Raw genomic sequence first — 20648 nt, forward strand, 5'->3', positions numbered from 1 at the left:
CAATGCGAGGGGCAGGGAGGCGGCGCGCCTCCCTGCCCCTCACCCGGCCAGTTCGGCTACTGGGCGCGGTGCTGCAGGTAGTACCTGGAGCTGTAGACGTCAATTTCCAGGGGAGTCTGCAAGAGGTAGTGGTCCCGGAGCGGGCCGCCTGTGACGCGGTACACTTCCCGCTCGCCCTGCACGGTCAGCGCTTCACGTTCGGGCACCAGGTCGTTGAGGCCGAAACGGGGTGACTCGATCCGGAGCCACCAGTCCTGTGGACTGCGCCAGAACAGCGAGGTCGTGCCCAGGACCGTGTACTCGTACCGGTACAGGTTTGCTCCATCGTGCGACGTGACGGCCACCGCCTCCGGGTTACGCGTCACGGTTGCGATCCAGTTGTTCAGCTCCGCGCCGTCCACCCGCGACGGAGCCAGCAGGACCCAGGCGAGCACACCGCCCAGCACCCACGGCAGCAGGCGGACTCCCCAGCGCAGAGCGATCACCCGGGGCTCCGGCGGGGCGACGTCATGGGCCGGATTCAACTCCTGACGCAGGGTCTGCCAGCGGCGGATCGCTGGGGAAGGCAGACCCGCTCCAGCCACCATCATCTGGTCCCCCGGGGCGGTATCTGCCCCTTCCCCGGAAACCGCGGGCGCGGGGCGTTCTGCCGGTCCCCCACGCAAAAAGGGTTCCTCAATGTGCCGGTAGGACAGGGCCGCCGCACCGTAGGCCAGGAGCAGGGCGGCGCCCGAGGTCACGAGCCACTCGGAGAACGAACCGATGCCGCCGTACACGAACGAGGGGTTATGCAGGGTGCGGATCAGTTCCAGAATCAGGTAATGCCAGATGTACAGCCCGAAGGAAACCCGGGCGGTGAAGCGGAAAAAGGGGTTGTCCAGCCCCGCGGCCAGCCGGCGCGAGAACGGCAGCGTGGCCAGCATCACCGCGATGGTCAGCGGAAACGTCGGGAAGAAGTAGGGCTGTGACCCAACGCTGTGCGAGAACTCGGGGGCAGCCCGCCAGATCCAGAGCAGCCCGAGCATGGACGCGAGGGCCAGGCCCGCCAGCGCGTCGAAGCCCCAGCCCCTCACCCACCGCCGCTGCTGACCAGCGGCGATCACGCCCGCTGCGAAGATCCCCAGAATGTAGTGCCCGTACAGGCCGATGGGGTTGTAGTGCGGCATCCAGAACTTCGCGCCCCCGATCAGACCGTAGGACCAACCGCGCCCCACGTCGCCCGGCACCAGGTGCCCCAGGATCCAGCGGTGGGCCAGCAGGGTCACGATGAACACCCCGCCCCAGTACGCCAGGGCCACCCCCAGGCGGCGGCGCGGAAAGAGGGCGAACAGGCCCAGCATGCACAGGGGCATCAGGAGGTAGCACACCACTTCAAAACCGATGCTCCACAGGGGACCGTTGAGATCGGTGGGAAAGAAGGTCACCGGGTGGAAGGACGACGTGAAGGTGGCGGCGCTGACCAGCCGCACCCAGGGCATGAAGGCGTCGGGGACCAGGGCCAGCGAGAACAGGAAACTCACCGCGAGGGCGGCGTAGAACCCCGGCATGATGCGCACCGCGCGTCGCCGGACGTAGTCGCGCAGCCCCGGCGGGGCCTGTCCCGCCAGGTAACGCCGCCAGAAGGGCAGCGACAACAGCAGACCGGACAGAACGAAAAAGGCGCTCACGCCCACCTGCCCCGTCATCATGAACGCCTGCAGCTCACGCAGGGCGGGCGGTTGCGCCTGGCCGTCCAGGCGTTGCCAGAGGTGGTGCATGATGACCATCAGGCAGGCCAGGGCCCGGACGCCGTCGGCCCCTGCCAGGACGCCCTTGCGGGACGCCGCCCGGTCCTCCTGCGGCCGCACGTCCAGGCGGACGATCGCGGGTGGAGCCGCCGCGGTCAGGTTCAGCGCCCGCGTGAGGAACCGGGCCGTCAGGGCGTACACCGCCAGGGTGGGCAGGGTCGCCACCGCCACCCCAAACAGGAAGGCGTTCTGGCCGCTGCCGTCCGCACGCACCACCGTGCTCAGCGCCTGCAACACCGACTGCGTTTCTGGAGTGCGCAGCACCGCCAGGGCGCTCATGGTGTTGTTCCACGTGGCGATAAAGGTGATCAGGCCAGTGGTGACGAGGACAGGCAGGGTCAGCGGCAGGGCCATCCGCCGGAAGATCAGCGCGTCGCCCGCACCGTCGATGCGCGCCGCTTCCACAACACTTTTAGGCACCGCGCCCCTCATGTACTGGGTGACCAGAAACACCCCGAAGGCATTGGCGGCGGCGGGCAGCCAGATGGCGCGGGCCTGATCGACCCAGCCGAACACCGTGGCGATCATGGCGGTGGGAATCAGGTTGAGCAGGGACGGAAACAGCATGATCCCCAGCACGCTCAGGTAGAGCGGGCGGCGGTACCGAAAATCCAGCAGCGCAAAGGCGTATCCCGCCAGGCCGGAAGTGACCAGCGCTCCCAGCCCCGCGAGCAGACTGATGTAGGTGCTGTTCCAGACGGTGCGCCAGAACTCCGGCACCCGCTCCAGCAGGTCCCGGTAATTCGCTCCCAGTTCCTGCCCGACGGCGAGGGGCGGAGAACCCGCCGTGCGCGTGGCGTTCAGTACAACCGCCAGGATGGGCAGCGCCGCGAGGGCCACCGCCAGCACCAGCACCAGCTTCAGGACCACCAGGGCGGGCGTTCCCAGATGCAGCGGGCCGTCGTCCCGCTCCCCCTGGGCCGAGACGTCCAGGGACGTGAAGTTGCGCCCCACCCAGAAGTACGCCAGCAGCACCACCAGCAGCATGGCCGCGAACAGGACCCACGTCTGCGCCGAGGCCAGGCCGAAATCCATGTCGAAGAAGGCGGTGTGAAAGGCGTAGGCGGGCACGTTCGTGGAGCGGATGTCTGAAAAGCCCGTTGGCAGGGTGTTGGACTGCACCCCGGCCAGGAAACTCATGGTGAACGCCACGAAGATCATCGGCCGCAAGAGGGGCAGGGCGATAAAGCGGAACTGCCGCCAGAGGTTCGCGCCGTCCACCTGCGCCGCCTCGTACAGGCTGCGGGGAATGGTACCCAGCGCCATCAGGTACAGCAGCACGTTCCAGCCCAGGCCACTCCACAAGGCCTGGAAGGCCCCGAAGGGCACGCCACTGTCCTCACCCGGCAGCAGGGCACGCAGGAACGGAACGCTCCGCAGCAGGTCCAGCAGAGCGTCCACAGGGCCCCAGATCAGCAGGAAGGCGAGGCCGAGCGCGCCGCCCGCCGCCAGGGGTGAGGTGATGTAGGGCAGAAACAGCAGTGGACCCAGCAGGCCCTGCCACCGCTTGAACGCCAGGTGAATCCCGAAGGCCAGGGGCAGCGCCAGCAGGTGCTGGGGCACCGCGGCAGCCAGCCCCGTACTCAGCGAGCGCCACAGCGCGGGCCAGAAGAAAGGGTCGGTCAGGACGTTGTGAAAGGCCCACAGGCCGTCCCAGCGGATGTACCCCAGGCCGGACGCCGGGTTCCACTCGCAAAAAGCGATGTAGAGCGAGAACAGCAGCGGAAACAGCCCGAAGGACAACAGGAGGGCAAAAAAAGGCCCAACGAAGAAATAGGGCGACCATGCCGCCCGGCCCAGGCCCTTCTTGGGCCGGGTCCGGGTCAGCGGCGGAACGGGTTTGAGCGTCGTCATGCCTTTACCTGTTCAGGCCAGGGGGAGGGGAAGCGGGGCCCACGCTGCCCCGGCCACCCCCTCCCCTGGCCCTGCTGCTCAGGAACCGCCGGTGACCCGCTGGTTGCCAACCTGAACTTCGGCACCAGCCGGGAAGCGGCCCGCGGGAACGGTGAGCGTGACCGTGCGGGTCTCGCCCGGCTGAAGGACGGTGCGGGCGAAGGCGGCCAGTTTCGGTGGGGTGGTCGCCCCGGTGGCGCGGGCGAAGGCGAGCACCGTGTGGGCGCCCGGGACCTTCCCGGTGTTGCTGACCTTCACCGTGATGCGGCCGTCCGCGAAGGTCAGCCCGCTGTAGGCGAAGGTGGTGTAGCTCAGGCCATGGCCGAAGGGGTAAAGCGGGGCGCCGGCCGCAGAGGGAGCGTCGTAGGAACCAGGCACCTGCGCCAGGGTCTTCGGCCACGTAAAGGGCAGACGGCCACTGGGGTTGGTGTTGCCGTACAACACGTCGGCGACCGCGCGTCCACCTTCGCTGCCCGGCAGGTACGCCATGACCAGCGCGGCCAGCCGGCTGCGTACCTCCTCCGGCAGGATCAGGGGACGGGCCGCGAGCAAGACGGCCACCACGGGCTTACCCGTCGCCACGGCGTCCCGCAGCAGGGCCAGATCCCCCTCGGGCAGGGCCAGTTTGGGATTGTCGGCCTCGCCCTCGGCGTGGGGCGGCTCACCCACGGTCACGACGATGACGTCCGCCGAGGGCTTGGAGGGAACGGCAGAACTGTAGCTCAGGCGGCTTCCCCTGGGAACAACCTGTTTCATGCCGTCCAGCACGGTCACGGCGCGGGTGTCCTCGCTGGCGGGCAGCCCCTGCCAGCCGATGGTCCAGCCGCCCAGTTGCGAGCGGGGATCGCGCGCGCGCTCTCCGACCACCAGCACGTTTTTCGCTGATCCGCCGAGGGGAAGGGTCCGGCCGTTGGTGGCGAGCAGCGTGATGGACTCGCGGGCCGCGCGCAGGGCGAGGTCCTGTCCAGCCTTCACGGCCGGGGTTGCCCCCGCCGGGTCCGCGTAGGGCTTCTCAAACAGACCCAGGCGGAACTTCAGCGCCAGGACGTGTCCAGCGGCCTCGTTGACGCGCGCCTCGGAGATCTCCCCGGCCTGGACGAGGTCCAGCACCGCACCCGTGAAACCCTCAGCGTCGTGGGGCACCATCGACACGTCTACCCCGGCGTTGATTGCCTGATGCACGGCCTCACGGTAGGTGGGGACGTACTTGTGGACGGTCTGGAGGCGCTTGATGTCCTCCCAGTCGGAGATGGTCACGCCGCCAAAGCCGAGTTCCTTGCGGAGAATCTGGGTCAGGAGCGGTGCGGAGGCGTGGGCGGGCACTCCGTTTACCGAGCCGCTGTTGACCATCACCGTGGCGGCCCCGGCCGTCAGGCCAGCCTGGAAGGAGGGCAGGTGTATCTCGCGCAGTTCGGCGTTTGAGATGCGCGCGTCGGCGCGGTCCTTGCCCCCGATCGGCGCGCCGTACCCCGTAAAGTGCTTGAGGGTGGTGGCCACCGAATTGGGCCCGAGCGCGTCGCCCTGCTGGCCGCGAACGCTGGCGGCCACCATTTCCCCGGCGAGCAGGGGGTCCTCGCCCCACGTCTCGTAGAACCGCCCCCAGCGGGGGTCACGGCCCATATCGGCGTCCGGAGCGAAATTCCAGGTGATGCCCGTGGCGCGCAGGGCGCGGGCAGTCACTTCCCCGATGCGCCGGGTGAGCTCCGGGTCGAAGGTCGCGCCCAACCCCAGGTTGTGGGGGAACATGGTGGCGTTCAGGACGCTGTTGTGGCCGTGTACGGCGTCGATCCCATACAGGATGGGAATCTTCAGCCGAGAATGCTCAATGGCGTAGCGCTGCAGGTCGTTCGTCACCTGCACCCACGTCTCCGGCGTATTGGGCACGGGCGCGGCGCCGCCACTGCTCAGCAGCGAGCCGACGTGTTGATCGGCCAGAATCTTTTCCATCCAGGTGGGGTTGAGGGGCCCGCGGTCCCATTCGTCTTGCCCCATCAGGCGAAGCACGTCAATCTGCGTGAGCTGCCCGACTTTCTCTGGCAGGGTCATGCGGCCCAGCAGGTCCTCTACCCGGTCCTCCACCGGCAGGGCGGGGTTGAGGTACGGCGCGGACTGGGCAAGGGCACGGGGCGCGGTGCTGAGCAGCAGGGCGGTGAGCAACAAAGTTCGCAAAGGGAACGCTCCTCTCAGGTGGTGACGGGCGGGGACAACGGAAAACCGGGCCTGCGGCTGGGCCGCGCCGCAACGGCGCTCCAGCACAGGCCCGGCAAGGGGGCGGTCAGTCGTCGCCGCTGACGAGCTGGCCCTCGGGCTGACCGGTCAGCAGGCCCTGATACCAGCGGGCGCTGTCTTTGAGGGTGCGCTGCTGGGTGGCGTAGTCCACGTACACCAGGCCGAAGCGCTTGTCGTAGCCGTGGGCCCATTCGAAGTTGTCCATCAGGCTCCAGGCAAAGTACCCGTCGACAGACACGCCCTGGCGCACGGCCTCGGCCACTGCCCCGAGATGCTGCTGGAAGTACCGGACGCGCTCGGGGTCATGGACCTCCTGGCCCGAGAGGCGGTCCGGGTACGCGGCGCCGTTCTCGGTGATGTAGATGGGCGGCAGCGTGTAGTCGTCTTTCAGCCGCACAAGCAGGTCGGTCAGTCCCTGCGGGTACACTTCCCAGCCCATGTGGGTGTAGCTGGACTCGGCGGGTTTCACGTTGCCGGACGCCCCGTTTACGCTGCGGCTGTAGTAGTTCACGCCGAGGAAATCGATGGGCTGCGCGATGCGGGCCAGATCGCCGTCCTGCACCTCCGGAACGTTTTCGCCGTACGCCTCCCACATATCGGCCGGGTACTCGGCGCGGAAAATGGGATCGAGGAACCAGCGGTTGAAGTACCCGTCTGCGAAGCGGGCGGCCGCCACGTCCTCGGGGCGGTCCGAGGCGGGGTAGGCGGGCTGAAGGTTGAGCACGATGCCCAGACCCGTGCTCGGCACGACGTCCCGCATGGCCGCGATGGCCTCTCCGTGGCCGAGCATCAGGTGGTGCGCGGCGGCGAGGGCCAGCCGGCGGTCACGCAGCCCGGGTGCGTGCTCCCCGATCTCGTAGCTCAGCAGCGAGCTGCACCACGGCTCGTTGAGGGTGGCGTAGCTCTTGACGCGCTCGCCGAGGCGCTCAGCCACCACACGGGCGTACTCCGCGAAGCGGTAGGCGGTGTCGCGGTTGGCCCAGCCGCCCACATCCTGCAGGGTCTGCGGCAGGTCCCAGTGGTACAGGGTGGCGTAGGGCTGCAGCCCGCGCTCCAGCATGCCGTCCACCAGGCGCTCGTAGAAGTCGAGCCCCGCAGGGTTGATGGCCCCCTTGCCGTCCGGCTGAATGCGCGGCCAGGCAATCGAGAAGCGGTAGGCCTGCGCACCCAGGCCGCGAATCAGGTCGAGGTCCGCGGGCCAGCGGTGGTAGTGGTCGCAGGCCACGTCGCCATTGCTGCCGTCCAGGATGCGGCCGGGTTCGCGGCAGAAGGTGTCCCAGATCGAGGGGCCGCGGCCGCCCTCATGCGCGGCCCCCTCGATCTGGTACGAGGATGTGGCGACGCCGAAGATGAAGTGGTCGGGAAAGTCCTTGCGGGTCAGGGTCATGGTGGTTCAGTCCTCACTGGGATATGGAAGGGGATGACGGGAGGTGCTTACGGCAGGCGCTTGTAGACGAGGCGCGTCATGGAACGTCCCGGAAGGTCTACAGCGGGGCCGAGTCTTTGCCGGATGAGGTCCGCCTCGTCCTGCACCGTCTTTTCGGTAAAGGTTTTGGCACCGATCAAGGTCAGGCCAGGCAGGGTGGTGGCGAGCGTTCGCGGAGCGGTGGCCGTGTTCGTGACGAGGAGGGTCAGCAGCGCGCCCTCCTGCGCCGCATGGGCCCACAGCGCGGCGTCGCTGCTCTGAACGGGCAGCGCGGTGCCCCGGAAGTGGCGAAGCTGCTGAAACGCGTACAGGGTGGGACGCGGCACGCCCGCCCGGTCCACCAGGCCGTGGCTGCCCGCGGCGATGATGGCGAAGTAGCTGGAGAGCTGCACACCCGCTTCGGCCAGGCGCAGCGAGGTCTCGGCCGTCCACAGGGCGTTGACCTGATCGGCCAGGTGACGCGCCCGCCCCGATTTCCAGGAGAGGCTGAACTCGGTGACCCCCAGCTCGACCTGACGCGCATGGCCCAGGGGGTTGCGCGCGGGATCGCTCCACAGGTCCCGCACGGCCTGGACGTGCCCGGTCACCTCGGCAGCGGTGGCGAGGGCCGCCTCGTCGGTCGCCGTGCCGTCCGTCGGGTACTCGTGCCAGGTCAGCAGGTCCACCACGTCGCCGCAGCTCTTCACGAACCCCTGAAGGTAGGTCATGGCCGGTCCCGCGCCTTTGGACACGGCCGGACCGGCGAAGCGGGCGCTGGGATCGACTTTGAGAATCGCTTCCCGCTGGGCGCGGAAGGTCTGGCAGTACTTCTCGGGCGTCCAGGAAGGATCGCCCCGGTTGGTGGCGTAGAGGTCCGGCTCATTTCCGATTTCCCAGTACGCCACGTTCAGGCCGATGTCGCGGGCTTCTCTCGCCGCCTGCGCGGCGTCTTCGGGCTTGTTGCGGGCGTCCGTGCGGGTGGCGAAGACGCGGGTCTGGACGATGCCCGCCGTCCCTTTGCCCGTCACGGCCAGGCTGGACTTGAAGTACTCCAGGCCCTGACGGGCCAGGTCGTTCTCGTCGCCCACGTTTCCACCGGGGTACCGCAGCGAGGTGGGGGCCACCGATTTCACCGCGTCGATGGCCTCGACCAGGGGCATCTGCCAGCTGAAGTTGAAGCCGCTGATGGCCAGGGGCGGGATGGGCGTACCCGACGTTCCCAGAGTCAGGGTGGCGGGGGCAGCGGCGGCACCCGTGAGCGCCAGGGCCGACAGACCGCAGGAGATCAGGAGCCGCCGCCGCATCTCAGCCCTTCGTCGATCCGGCCGTCAGGCCGTCAATCAGCTGCCGCGACGCGAAGATAAAGACCACCAGCAGCGGGAGCACCGTCAGCACCACGCCCACCATCAGGGCACCCCAGTCGGTGTTGGCGACGGCCTGCAGGCTGCGCAGCAGCAGGGGCGCGGTCTGCGTCTCGGTGGAGCGGAAGATGATCAGCGGGGCGACGAAGCTGTTCCAGGACCCGATGAAGGTGATCAGACCCAGGGTGCCCAACACCGGCGTGCTCAGCGGCATGATGATGCGGCGGTAGATGCCGAACTCGGTCTCGCCGTCGATGCGGGCGGCTTCCATCAGTTCGCGCGGAATGGCCGAGCCGATGTACTGCCGCATCATGAAGATGCCCAGGGCTCCGGCCATGCCAGGCACCCACAGCGCGCGGGGTTTGTCGATCCAGCCCAGGCCCTGCATGATCAGCGCGTAGGGAACCAGGTTCAGGGCCGTGGGGATCAGCATGGTGACGAGCACGATGTTGAACAGGAACTCGCGGCCCTTGAAGGAGTACATCGCGAAGGCGAAGCCCGCCAGCGAGCAGAAGAACAGGGTCGTCGCGGTCGATACAACGGCGAGATACGCGCTGTTCCACAGGCTGCGCCAGAAGGGCACGCGCTCCAGCAGATTTTGGTAGTTCCGGGTGGTGTCGTCTCCGAACCACATGGGCGGCGGCAGCTGGAAGATCTCGGCGCGGTCGTGCGTGGCGAACACAAACATGAAGTAAAAGGGCGCGAGCGTCAGCAGAGCGAACAGGCCCAGCAGCAGGTACGTTCCCAGGCGGCCCAGGGAAATGCCGCGGCGACGTCCGCCTGAGGGAGCTGGGCCGGGAGCAGTGATCGTCATCTCAGTTGTCCTTCCCGGCGACGCCTTCACGCCCGAAGACGCGGTTGTTGATAAAGGTCAGCACCATGATGACCACGAACAGCAGCCAGCCCATTGCGGCGGCGATGCCCGCCTCACCGTAGTTCTGGTAGGTGCGCAGCATGTACATCACGGCCGTGGTGCCCTGCTGGCCCGCGCCGCCCGTGCCGTTGGTCAGAATGAAGGGTTCCTCGAACAGCTGGAGGTTGCCGATGATGGTCAGGGTAATGGCGAGGAACATCATGGGGCGCAGCAGCGGCAGGGTGATGAAGCGGAACTGCTGCAGCCGGGTGGCGCCGTCTACCGAGGCTGCCTCGTACAGGTCGCGCGAGATCGACTGCAGCCCGGCGAGGTACAGCACGACGTTCCAGCCGGTAAAGCGCCACACGACGACCATCGCGATGGCGGGCTGGATAAAGGCCCGCTCGCCCAGCCAGTTGATGTTCTCAGCGGGAAACAGGCCGCCGATCAGGGGCAGGTGGTGCAGGGCGGTAAGGCCCGCGTTGACCACGCCGTACTGCCAGCTGAACAGCGTGAAGAACGTGACCGAGATCGCCACCACCGAAGTGATGTACGGCACGAAATACACGGCGGTGAGCGGACCCTGCAGCTTGCGCAGACCCATGTTGATGGCAAAGGCCAGTGGAATGGCGATCAGGTGTTGTGGCAGGCCGGCGAGCAGCGCAAGCGAAACGGTGTTGCGCAGCGACGACCAGAACGCAGGATCGGTCAGGTTGTCGGTGTAGTTGCGCCAGCCCACAAATTTCATCGTGCCGAGACCGGCCGACGGCGTCCACTCCTGAAAGGAGAGGTACGCGAGAAACACAATGGGAAACAGCCCGAAGACGAGGAAGAGGATGAAGAAGGGGCTGATAAAAAAGTAGGGCGCCGCACGCCGCTGAAAAATGTTCCAGCGGGTTTGAAGGGACGGGCGTTCCACAGCGGCGCGGGCAGAGTAAGAACGGGCTTGCACGGGTCACTCCTCAAACACCTGCCCAGGTGTCGTCCCGGGCAGGTGTGGCTGAACTTAGCGGCGAGCGCGGCGCTCGATGAGGCCCTTGGCGTCGGTCAGGGCCTGCTGGCAGGTCTTGGAGCCGTCCAGGACGTTGCCCAGTTCGGCGAGGAAGATTTCGTCGGCCACGGGGTCGAGGCGGTTGACGTCGATGGGCTTGATGCGGGTGGCCGCCGTGCGCCACAGCGTCCGGGCCTTCTGGTTTGCCAGGTAGGGCACGCCCTCGTTGAACAGGGGGGCGTTGTTCGCCGCCGTCAGCGCGGGGAACGCGCCGGTGGTCTTGAACGCCAGGACCTGCTGGTCGCGGTTGGTGGTCAGGTACTTGATGAATTCCCAGGCGTCGCCCTTGTTCTTGCTCTGGGTGGGAATGGCGTAGAACGAGCCGCCCCACGACGCAAAGGTGTTGCCCGGCAGCTGCTGCGCGTTCCACTTGCCGGCGAAGTCCTTGGCCAGCCAGTTCTGCATGTGCCCGACGAGCCACGCACCCGAGAACTCGGTGGCCAGGTTGCCCTTCTGGAAGGCCGTGGTCCACTCGGGGCTGAACGCGCCGCCTGCGCGGGCGTCGAGCTTGTTGTCGCGCACGCTCTTGGCCAGCGTGCAGGCGTTCATGAAGCGGGGGTTGGTCGGCGACACCAGCACGTTGTTCTTGGCGTCGAAGTACAGGCCCTGGCCTGCGGGGATGTTGGTGCGGCTGTAGATCTGCGCGACTTCGGAGGCGTCGGGAATCAGAAAGGTGCCGGGGTTGGCGGCCACGACCTTCTTGCCGTTTGCGATGTAGGCGTCCCAGCTGCGGTTGAGGTCAGCGGGTTTGACGCCGGCCTTGGCGAGCAGGTCGGTGCGGTAGACCATGGTGCCTGGGCCGATGTCGGTGGGCATGGCCACCAGGCGGCCGCCGAAGGTGGCCTGGGGGAAGGTGTAGCTGACGAAGCGGCCCTTGAGGCTGCCCGCGTTGTAGGGGGCCTTGTTGAGGTCTTCCAGGCCGCCACCCTCGGCGAAACGGGCGACGTAGCCGAAGTCCACGGCCACGACGTCACCCGCACCGCTGCCGGTGGACAGGGCGGTGGTCAGGGCGTTGTGGTGGTCGGCGTAGGCGAGCGACACGACCTTGATGTCGATGTCAGGGTGGGTCTTCTGGAAGCCCGGGATGGCGGCCTTGACCACCGTATCGAGGTCCGGAAACACGCTGACCGTAATGGTCTTTTTCTGGGCGCTGGCGACACTGGCGATGAGGGCGAGGGTCAGGGCAGTCAGGGTCTTTTTCATACAATCCTCCAGGGAAAGTGAACAACCGTGCTTGAAAGCGCTTGCACATACAGTGCAAATCAGAAAGAAGACTGCTTTAAGAAATGAGGCGAGGGCTCAGCCGCGCCTGCGGGTGGTGGACTCCCGAACGACGAGTTCAGGACCCATGGGGGGCAGCCAGGACGGAGCGCCGCGCAGCATCCGGAGCAGGCAAGTGGCGGCGGCCAGGCCCATATCGAAGGTGGGCTGCCGGACCGTCGTGAGCGGCGGGGTGGTGAAGGTCGAGCTGGGGAGGTCGTCGAAGGCCACCAGGGAAATGTCTTCCGGAACCCTCAGCCCCCGCCGGTACAGGGCGAGCCGCGCGCCGTAGGCCATCTGGTCGTTCGCCACGAAAACGCCGGTGAACATCTTGCGGCTGTCGATGAGCCGCGTCGCGGCGAGAAAGCCAGACTGCTCCAGGAAGTCGCCCTCCAGCACCAGTTCGGGGTCGAAGGTGAGCCGGGCTTCTTCCAGTGCAGCGCGGTATCCGGCCAGCCGGTCCTGGGCGTCGCGGTGGGTCGGCATTCCGGCGATGTGGGCGATGGTGCGGTGTCCCAGGTCGATCAGGTGCTTGGTGGCGAGGTACCCACCTGCAAAGTTATCGAGACGGAGGCACTGTTGGGTCAACCCGGGAACACTGCGGCCCAGCGCCACCAGCGGCATATACGACGCCACCTGCTGCAACTGCTCGTCGGGCGCGACGCCCCCCAGCACAATCATGGCGTCCACCTTGCGCGAAACCAGAAAGTCTATCGCTTCCACTTCCTCCTGAGCGCGCCAGTGACCGCTGATCACCACCGGGTGATACCCGCTGTTGGTCAGGCCACGCTCGATACCGCGGAGCACGTCTCCATAAAACGGACTGGAGATGTCCTGGGTCAGGACGCCGATGCTCATGGTCTTGCCACTCGCGAGGCTGCGAGCGAGCACGTTGGGCTGATAGTTCAACTGCGCCAGGGTTCGTTCCACGGCTTCCCTCTTCTCGGCGCTGACCTTAGCCGTGCCGTTCAGGATCCGTGAGACCGTGCTGGCCGAAACGCCGGCAGCACGTGCCACTTGCGCGAGTGTCACAGTCGATTCCATAAGTGCGTGAATGAAGAGTACATGGGTTTGAAACCGCTGTCAAACTTTTGCAAAGCGCTGGATGGGGGTACACCCAACGAGCCGCGCCAGCACACGCTCTCCAAAATCCGCCCTTGAATATTCATGTACACATAACTGAAAGCGGCGTCATAACTGCTGCCGACAAGGCAGACGTCAACGCACTTCAAGCAAACGGCTGAGGGAGAACGGGGCCATTATAAGAACTCCTCAGCGGCGAATTCCCAAACTTCACCCATTTGTGGGGGAGCAGATGAACGCCGCAACCCGTGCACTGCCAAAAACGCGCCAGAGACGTCAAACAGCCGTGAAGCTGCTGGGCACACGCCCAACTGCCCTATGCAGGCGACACTGCCGTGGACTAAGATGTCTCTACAAGTTGAGAGCGCCACCCGAGGCGCATGCACCGTTGCCCCCATAGACAACCAGGCTGTGGCAATCGCTCCATATGGTCCCGGCGTCGCCGGGACCATATGGAGCTCCCTGGCGTGATCGCATTCCGTGACGATCAGAGATGCCGTTTGGGCGGATAGAGCGGCCGAACCCCGGTGACCGGGGAACACCAAAGCAAATGGACGTGCCCTCCCTGCTGGGCACGTCCGGGGTGGAGCACAGCCTCTGGGTCAGGCGGTATGGAGCGGGTTCGACCACTCGCGGGCGAGGTGAACGGTGGTCCGAACCGGCAGGTCGGCGCTGCTCTGGCCGATCAACAGGTTGAAGTCCCCTGCGTCTGCCACCCAGGCTGCGCGGGCATCATCAAAGTACGCGAAGGCGCGCATGTCGATGGTCAGGGTGACTTCCCCAGCCTCACCAGGTCCAAGGGCCGCCTTGGCGAAAGCCTTGAGTTCCTTCTCCGGGCGCTCGGCGGTCGTTTCCACGTCCTGGACATACAGCTGCACCACTGTCTGCCCGGAGCGCGCACCCACGTTGCGCACAGGCACCGTCACGGTAAGCGGCTCGCCCGGCTGAAGAACGGTGGCGCTGAGGTGCGGGGCACCGAGGGCAAAGGTGGTGTACGACAGGCCGAAGCCGAAGGGAAACAGGGGCGTGAGGGCGTGGCGGTCTACATGTCGGTAGCCGATGTACAGGCCTTCTTGATACTCGACGTGGCCATTTTCGCCGGGGTACTGCCGGTCCGGCGTCCCGGGATGCACCGGGTCGTCCTCCAGGCGGGTTGGAAAGGTCTGCGGCAGGCGCCCGCCGGGGTCAGCACGTCCGAGCAGCACGTCCGCCACGGCGTGTCCAGCCTCCTGGCCGGGAAACCAGGCCTGCAAGACCCCCGCCACGTCGCCCAGCCAGGGCATCAGGACAGGTCCACCCGTCTGGAGCAGCACCACCGTGTTGGGGTTGGCCCGGGCCACAGCCCGGACGAGTTCGTCCTGCTGCCCGGGCAGGGTCAGCCCCCAGCGGTCGACGCCCTCCGTTTCCCAGTCGCCGTTCGTTCCAATGCAGACCACGGCCACCTCCGCCTCCGCTGCGAGGGCGGCGGCCTCCTCGATGCTGCCTTCCGGCAGGGGCTGCTGAAAACCGATGCGCAGGGCGCTGACCGCCGCGATGCCGTTCTCGACGGCCTTGGGCGTAAATTCGGCGGTGACCACATGCTCTCCGGCGGTGAGGAAGGTGCGCGCCCGCACCTCGTCGCTGCCAAACCCGAAGTAGGTGCTGCCGGGCGCGAAGGTATCCCAGTTGTCGATCAGCGTCTTTCCGTCCAGGTGAAGACGACTCAGACCGGCACTGATGAGACTCAGGTCGTACAGACCGGCAGCGGTGACCGTGACCGTGCTGGTCAGGGACGCCAGGAAGTCGCCCGGGACACCCTCGGGAAGGCCGAACCACATCACCTCGGCTCCGTCCCGCTCCTCGGTGGCCACGACCTCGTCCTGGCCGGGGCGGCGGTATTCGATGTGCACCCTGGTACCGAGGGCGGGCAGAAACCTGTCGTTACCGCACCCCACGGCGTGGGTCACATTGGCCCCGCCCAGCGCCTCGCGCAGGCCATCCAGGGGGCTGACCCGCCGGTGGGCGTTCATCTGGGCGCTGCCACCCCCCATGACCTGCGCCACGCTCGCATTCGGCCCGATCACAGCGACGCGGGTACTGGCGGGCAGGGGAAGCAACCCGGCATTCTTGAGCAAGACTGTGCCCTCCGCTCCAGCGCGGCGGATCAGGGCGCGGGTGTCCGCGTACTCCTCCTCGCGCTCGGCCTCGTCACGCACGTCGGGTGAGTTGGCAAAGGTGCCGGTGCGCTCGATCAGCCGCAAGACGTTGCGGGCAGCGGCGCGTACGGCGAGGCGAGTGGCTTCGTCCTCTTGCGCTTCACGCAGCAGCGAGGCGCGCGCCCGGGCCGGACCGGGCATCTCGAGGTCGAGCCCGGCGCGCACGCTTTCACCGGCGGAGTGGGTCCCGCCCCAGTCGCTCATGACCAGGCCGTCAAAGCCCCATTCTCCCCGGAGGATGTCGGTGAGGAGCCGGCGGTTCTCACTGCTGTAGGTGCCGCTGACCTTGTTGTAGGCGCTCATGACGGCCCAGGTGCCGCCTTCCTTGACGGCCAGTTCGAACGGCAGCAGGTACAGTTCCCGCAGGGCACGTTCCGGAATGTCACTGCTGATGGTTCCGCGCTGGTACTCGCTCTCGTTGCCGACGTAGTGCTTGACGGTGGCGGCCACACCCCTGGACTGCAGGCCCGCGATATACGCCGCCCCGAGTTTGCCCGTCAGGAAGGGATCCTCGCTGTAGCTCTCGAAATTGCGGCCGTTCAGGGTGCTGCGAAACAGGTTGACGGTGGGGGCGAGCAAGACGCCCGCGCCCTTGTCCCGCGCTTCACGCGCGAGGTGTTCGCCGACTTCGCGCAGAAGGGGGACGTTCCAGGTGCTGCCCAGGGCAATACCCACGGGGAAAGCCGCCGTGCGTCTGCCGCCGACGAGGGGTCCCCCACCGCGGGCTCCGGCCGGACCGTCGGTGACTTTGAGCGGCGGAATACCGAGCCGCTCCACGCCGTGGGTACGCCAGAAGTCCGCGCCGGCCAGGAGGATAACCTGCTCCTCCAGGGTGAGTTGGTCCAGCAGGGCGTCGATGTCAGTGGAGTGGGTGGGGCTCATGCGGCGAACACCTCCAGGGGCGGGACTCTGGGCAAGAGGAAACGACCCATCCGCGATTTTTTAAATTCGACTTTATTAAATCCACCCTAGTAAATTGGGGCGAGGCTGTCAAGCGGCCGACCACTGCCTCTGACCAGGCCGGAGAGTGTATGACAAGGCCACCCGAACCCAAACTTGCCCGGGAACGCGTCTATGCGGCCCTGAAACAGGCGCCCGGCACCCGCCCTGAACTTGCTCAGCACACCGGGCTCAGCATTCCCACCGTCATCGCCACCGTCGAGGACCTCCTCAAGTGTGGACTCGTCACCCTGGAGGACACCCCTCCTCCCGGTGGACGTGGTCGGCCCGCCGCTCGCGTCCGACGCGTTCCCGAACGGTTCACCGTCACCGCCCTGGACCTCGGCGGGCCCAGCATCACGTCCGGCCGCTACGACCTGTCTGGCACCCGCCTGGGATACGCCGAACACGGCATGAGCCACACGGACTTGACGAACGATCCCGAACGCAACGTCACCCGGCTGCTCGGGTGGCTGCGCGAGCAGGGGCAGGCGGACCTCTCGGTCGTGAGCGTCCTCGGGGCGGTCAATCCCCGTGACCGCACCCTCACCAGCGTGCCGCTCGCCATGCGCAGCCGCGCGCTGGAAGCCGAACTGACCGGGGCGCTGGGCTGGCCGGTCCTTGTGGAAAACGACGCCAATCTCTCGGCCTGGCACGCCTGGCGCGCGCTGGGGCTCACGCCGGGCGCGCCCCTGGTCTTCCTCAACTTCAGCCTCGGCATCGGGATCGGAATGGTGCTGGGCGGGCAGGTCTACCACGGCGCCACGGGCGCAGCGGGCGAGGTGTCGTTCGCCGCCGATCCCAGCAAACGCGGCCACCACGCGGGGCTCATTCAGCGCCTGCTCCGCCACCTGCACGCGGCAGTTCCCGGGGGCAACACCGCGCAGGTGGCGGCCCTGGCGGCGGCGGGAGACCGGACGGCCCGCCGGGCCCTGCGGGCCTTTAACGCCGACCTCACCAACCACCTCACTGCCGTCGCCGCCCTGCTTGACCCAGCTGCGGTGGTGCTGCAAGACATTCCGCACGCTGCCCCGGCCCTGCGGGAGGCCCTGCGGCGCGCCCTGTCCGAACTTGGCCTCGGCTCCGACGTGCTCGTCAGCCCCCTCGGGCTGCTGGGCGGGCTCGACAGCGCCGGGCTGTACGGGGCCACCCACCTCGAACGTGACCGCCTGACCCGTCCCATCCCGGCCACCGCCCCGACGTAAGCGCCGCCTCTGCGCCTCCCTCCCCGAAGGAGAAGTCTCCCTTGAACACCCCACCTCCAGCGGCCCCCCCTTTTCCCCAGGTTCAGACCCGCTCCGGCGTGCTGGAAGGCGCCCTGGACCCCGCGCGGAACGTCATGGCCTTTCTCGGTATTCCCTTTGCCGCGCCGCCCACCGGCGAGCGGCGCTGGCGGGAACCGCAACCGCCCACGTCCTGGGTGGGGGTACGGCCTGCCCGAACCTTCGGACCCCGCCCCATGCAGCGCCCCGTGTTCGGGGACATGAATTTCAGGTCCCCCGGCATGAGCGAGGACTGCCTGTACCTCAACGTCTGGGCTCCCGCCGAACCCGGCGCCGGTGGACGTCCGGTCCTCGTGTATTTCTACGGGGGCGGAAATATCGCCGGGGACAGCTCCGAGCCCCGGTACGACGGCTCGGCCCTCGCCGAACGGGGCATCCTCGTCGTCACGGTCAATTCGCGTCTGAACGTCTTTGGATTTCTGGCCCACCCGGAACTCAGCCGGGAATTGCCGCACGGCGCGTCGGGCAATCTCGGTTACCTCGATCAGGTCGAGGCCCTGCGCTGGGTGCAGGCGAACATCGCGGCGTTCGGCGGCGATCCGGCCCGCGTCACCATCGCTGGAGAATCGGCCGGGTCTGTCGCGGTGAGCGCGCATCTGGTGTCTCCCCTCTCAAAAGACCTTCTGGCGGGCGCCATCGGTTCCAGCGGCTCCATTCTGGGTGCCATGCCGCCGGTGCCGCTCGGTCAGGCCGAAGCGGCCGGAGCGGCCTTCGCTGCACACCTGAAGGCTCCGTCTCTCGCAGCGTTGCGCGACCTGGACGCCGGGACGCTTCTGGAAGCCACCGCCCTCCCGCACGCGCCGGCATGGACCGCGACGCTCGACGGCTTCTTTCTGCCGGACGACCCGGCGGCCCTGTACGTGACGGGGCAGCAGGCGAGAGTTCCGCTGCTGGTCGGCTGGAATTCCGAAGAAATGAACCACGACTGGCTTCTGCGGGGCGAGGCGCCGACACCCGGAGCGTTTGCCCGTGCCCTACGGCTGCGCTTCGGTGACCGGGCAGACGCGCTTCTCCAGGTTTACCCAGCAACGACGGACGAGGAAGCGGCGCAGGCCGCGACCGATCTGGCGAGTGACCTGTTCATCGGCCACAGCACATGGCGCTGGGCCGAACTGCACCGCGCCACCAGCGGCCAGCCGGTGTTCCGGTACCTGTACGCCCACCCCCGGCCGCCCATGTCTCCGGCAGTTCAGCACAAGGTCCCGGGCCTGGCGGGCGGCTTGATGGACAGGCAGGACGCTGACCTGCCCGCACTGCCCACCCCGCGCGGCGCGGTTCACTCTGCGGATATCGAGTACTTCATGGGCAACCTCTCGACGAACGAGGTCTACGCCTGGTCAGCGCAGGACACGGCGCTGTCCGACCTGATGCAGGCCTGCTACGTCCAATTCGTCAAAGCTGGAGATCCCAATCGGCCGGGTTTGCCGCAGTGGCCACCGTTCAGCGCCGGAAGTGAAGAGGCCGTCATGCACCTCGACGTCCGCCCAGAGGCAGGCCCTGAAATTCACCGCGAGCGCCACCTGCTGCTGGAAGCGGTGCAGGGTCAGGAACCACTGAACGGCAAGGAGACTTGAGGTCGAAAAGCCTCTGCCAAACCATTTTTCGCCCTAAACTTAACGCTGACTCAACCTGAGCTTAACGGCAGGTGAAGCAGCCAGGAAGTCTGTCTTTCGCCGTGCTGGAAGCTCTTTTCTCCAGCACGGCCTTTGGTTTGGTGCATCCGCACAAAATACAGGTATTGCTTTTGCCTGCGTTGTGCAGTTGCACCATGTATTCCTGACAAGCGGTTTTTACGATGCTCTTCAGAGAGTGGAATTGGCACCTTCCGCAGAGCCTTCCACCTCACTCAACTCCTCTACGCCCGACAGAGCGAAGCGGTTTCTCTTTTCCGCGGGCTGCCCCTTGGGAGGCAGCCCGCCGGAGGCGTCATGTCTTTGGTCATCCCCCCTCCACGCATCCTGATCTTCCGTGCCCTCCCGGGCCTGGGTGACCTGCTGTGCGCGGTCCCTGCACTGCGGGCCCTGCGGAGAGGGGCGCCAGAGGCGGAAATCACGCTGGTAGGCCTTCCTCAGGCGGCGGCCTTCGCTGGGCGTTTTCCGGACCTGATCGACCAGTTCCTGCCTTTCCCGGGTTTTCCGGGTCTGCCCGAACAACCCGTAAAAAACGCCGATCTGCTCGGCTTCCTGCAGCAGGTTCAGGGCCAGTACGACCTCGCTCTGCAGCTGCACGGGGCTGGGACGCTGACCAATCCCGTGGTGGCCCTGCTTGGGGCGCGGCAGATGGCGGGCCGGTACGTGACGGGCCAGTGGTGCCCGGACCCCGCCCGCTTCCTGCCCTACCGTGAGGACGAACCCGAGCCGCTGGTGTGGCTGCGCGTGGTCAAGCACCTGGGCTACCCGTCACAGGGCGAGACGCTGAGCTTTCCTGTGCAGGGGGAAGACCGCGCGGCGTTGCGTGCGCTGCCCGGCGTGGAAGCGTTAACGCCAGGCAGGTACGCGGTGCTGCACCCGGGAGCGAGCGTGCCCGAGCGGCGCTGGTCTCCCCAGAAGTTCGCGCAGGTGGGCCGCGAGTTGCGGGGGCGCGGCCTGCAGGTCGTCCTTACGGGCACGGCGGGCGAGGCGGAAGCGACGCGGGCGGTGCGCGAAGCCCTCGGCCCGGCAGACCTTCTGGACCTCACCGGGCAGACGGACCTCGGGACGCTCGCGGCGCTGCTGGAAGGCGCGCGGCTGCTCGTCTGCGGAGACACTGGCGTCTCACACCTCGGGGCAGCCACCCGCACGCCCAGCGTGGTCGTGTTCCTCGCTTCGGACCCTGCGCGCTGGGCCCCTCTGGACCGCGAGCGGCACCGGGTGGTGGGCGATGACGCCGGGGCGGCGCTGGCTGAAGTGGACTTCCTGCTGCGGCGGGAGGTGGCGCGTGTCGGTTGATGTCCAGCGTGCGCTGCTCGCCTGTACGGGGAACGTCGCGGCCCTCCTGCCCGAACTCGAAACCTACCGGGCCGCCTGGCCGAATGCCCATCTCACCCTGCTCGTTCCCGCCGCCGAGCGGAACGAGGCGCCGCTCTGGGCGGGCGACGTACTGGCTCCCGCCACCTTCTGGACCCGCGACCTTGTGGAGACGTTGCGGGCCGGGCGGTTTAACGCCGCCTTCCTCCTTACCCCTCCCGGCGACTCGCCGCACGGACTGGGCTACCTGTGCGCACTCGCCGGTATTCCCGTTCGCGTGGGGGTTTCCGCCGAGTTTGGCGGGCAGGCGCTCACCGAATGGATCAAGCCTGCCCTGGCCTCACCCTCCCCCGAAAGGAGCTGA

Annotated in this window: 13 protein-coding genes; 4 read left to right on the forward strand and 9 right to left on the reverse strand. The window is 67.3% G+C overall.

All coding sequences use genetic code 11. From position 1 onward, the window contains the following. Window positions 1–56: 56 nt before the first annotated feature. The 9 genes from B9A95_RS36065 to B9A95_RS04280 form a co-directional block, all read right to left on the reverse strand. Complete coding sequence (locus B9A95_RS36065) at window positions 57–3641, reverse strand: acyltransferase family protein (protein ID WP_084045687.1); 3585 nt, start codon at window positions 3639–3641, stop codon at window positions 57–59. A gap of 78 nt (window positions 3642–3719) precedes the next feature. After that, window positions 3720–5849 carry a glycoside hydrolase family 3 N-terminal domain-containing protein gene (locus tag B9A95_RS04245; RefSeq protein WP_084045688.1) on the reverse strand — a complete coding sequence of 710 codons (2130 nt, stop codon included), beginning with the start codon at window positions 5847–5849 and terminating at the stop codon, window positions 3720–3722. 106 nt (window positions 5850–5955) lie between these two features. Next, window positions 5956–7296, reverse strand: coding sequence for a GH1 family beta-glucosidase (locus tag B9A95_RS04250; protein WP_084045689.1), 1341 nt, complete (start codon window positions 7294–7296; stop codon window positions 5956–5958). A 47-nt stretch (window positions 7297–7343) separates the two neighbouring features. Continuing rightward, window positions 7344–8618 (reverse strand): GH39 family glycosyl hydrolase, encoded by a 1275-nt coding sequence (locus B9A95_RS04255; protein WP_084045690.1) that lies wholly within the window; start codon window positions 8616–8618, stop codon window positions 7344–7346. Window position 8619: 1 nt separating this feature from the next. Continuing rightward, window positions 8620–9489 (reverse strand): carbohydrate ABC transporter permease, encoded by an 870-nt coding sequence (locus B9A95_RS04260; RefSeq protein WP_084045691.1) that lies wholly within the window; start codon window positions 9487–9489, stop codon window positions 8620–8622. Between the two features lies 1 nt (window position 9490). Next, complete coding sequence (locus B9A95_RS04265; RefSeq protein ID WP_084045692.1) at window positions 9491–10480, reverse strand: carbohydrate ABC transporter permease; 990 nt, start codon at window positions 10478–10480, stop codon at window positions 9491–9493. Between the two features lie 54 nt (window positions 10481–10534). Continuing rightward, the gene (locus tag B9A95_RS04270; RefSeq protein ID WP_084045693.1) at window positions 10535–11782 is read right to left on the reverse strand and encodes an ABC transporter substrate-binding protein; all 1248 of its coding nucleotides are present in this window, start codon (window positions 11780–11782) and stop codon (window positions 10535–10537) included. Window positions 11783–11878: 96 nt separating this feature from the next. Then, entirely contained in the window at window positions 11879–12883 is a 1005-nt protein-coding gene (locus B9A95_RS04275) for a LacI family DNA-binding transcriptional regulator (RefSeq protein WP_084045694.1), read from the reverse strand. 641 nt (window positions 12884–13524) lie between these two features. Beyond that, a complete protein-coding gene (locus B9A95_RS04280) occupies window positions 13525–15999 on the reverse strand; it encodes a glycoside hydrolase family 3 C-terminal domain-containing protein (protein ID WP_084045695.1) in 2475 nt (824 codons plus the stop codon). Window positions 16000–16148: 149 nt separating this feature from the next. Between B9A95_RS04280 and B9A95_RS04285 the strand changes: the two genes are divergently transcribed. From B9A95_RS04285 to B9A95_RS04300, 4 genes are all read left to right on the forward strand, one after another. Next, window positions 16149–17261, forward strand: coding sequence for an ROK family transcriptional regulator (locus tag B9A95_RS04285; RefSeq protein ID WP_084045696.1), 1113 nt, complete (start codon window positions 16149–16151; stop codon window positions 17259–17261). Between the two features lie 41 nt (window positions 17262–17302). Further along, window positions 17303–18913 (forward strand): carboxylesterase/lipase family protein, encoded by a 1611-nt coding sequence (locus B9A95_RS04290; RefSeq protein WP_084045697.1) that lies wholly within the window; start codon window positions 17303–17305, stop codon window positions 18911–18913. 354 nt (window positions 18914–19267) lie between these two features. Further along, the gene (locus B9A95_RS04295; RefSeq protein WP_084045698.1) at window positions 19268–20266 is read left to right on the forward strand and encodes a glycosyltransferase family 9 protein; all 999 of its coding nucleotides are present in this window, start codon (window positions 19268–19270) and stop codon (window positions 20264–20266) included. After that, window positions 20256–20648 (forward strand): glycosyltransferase family 9 protein, encoded by a 393-nt coding sequence (locus B9A95_RS04300; protein WP_084045699.1) that lies wholly within the window; start codon window positions 20256–20258, stop codon window positions 20646–20648. The genes B9A95_RS04295 and B9A95_RS04300 overlap by 11 nt, the downstream gene beginning before the upstream one ends.

This window comes from Deinococcus hopiensis KR-140 (genome assembly GCF_900176165.1).
GTDB classification, from domain to species: domain Bacteria; phylum Deinococcota; class Deinococci; order Deinococcales; family Deinococcaceae; genus Deinococcus; species Deinococcus hopiensis.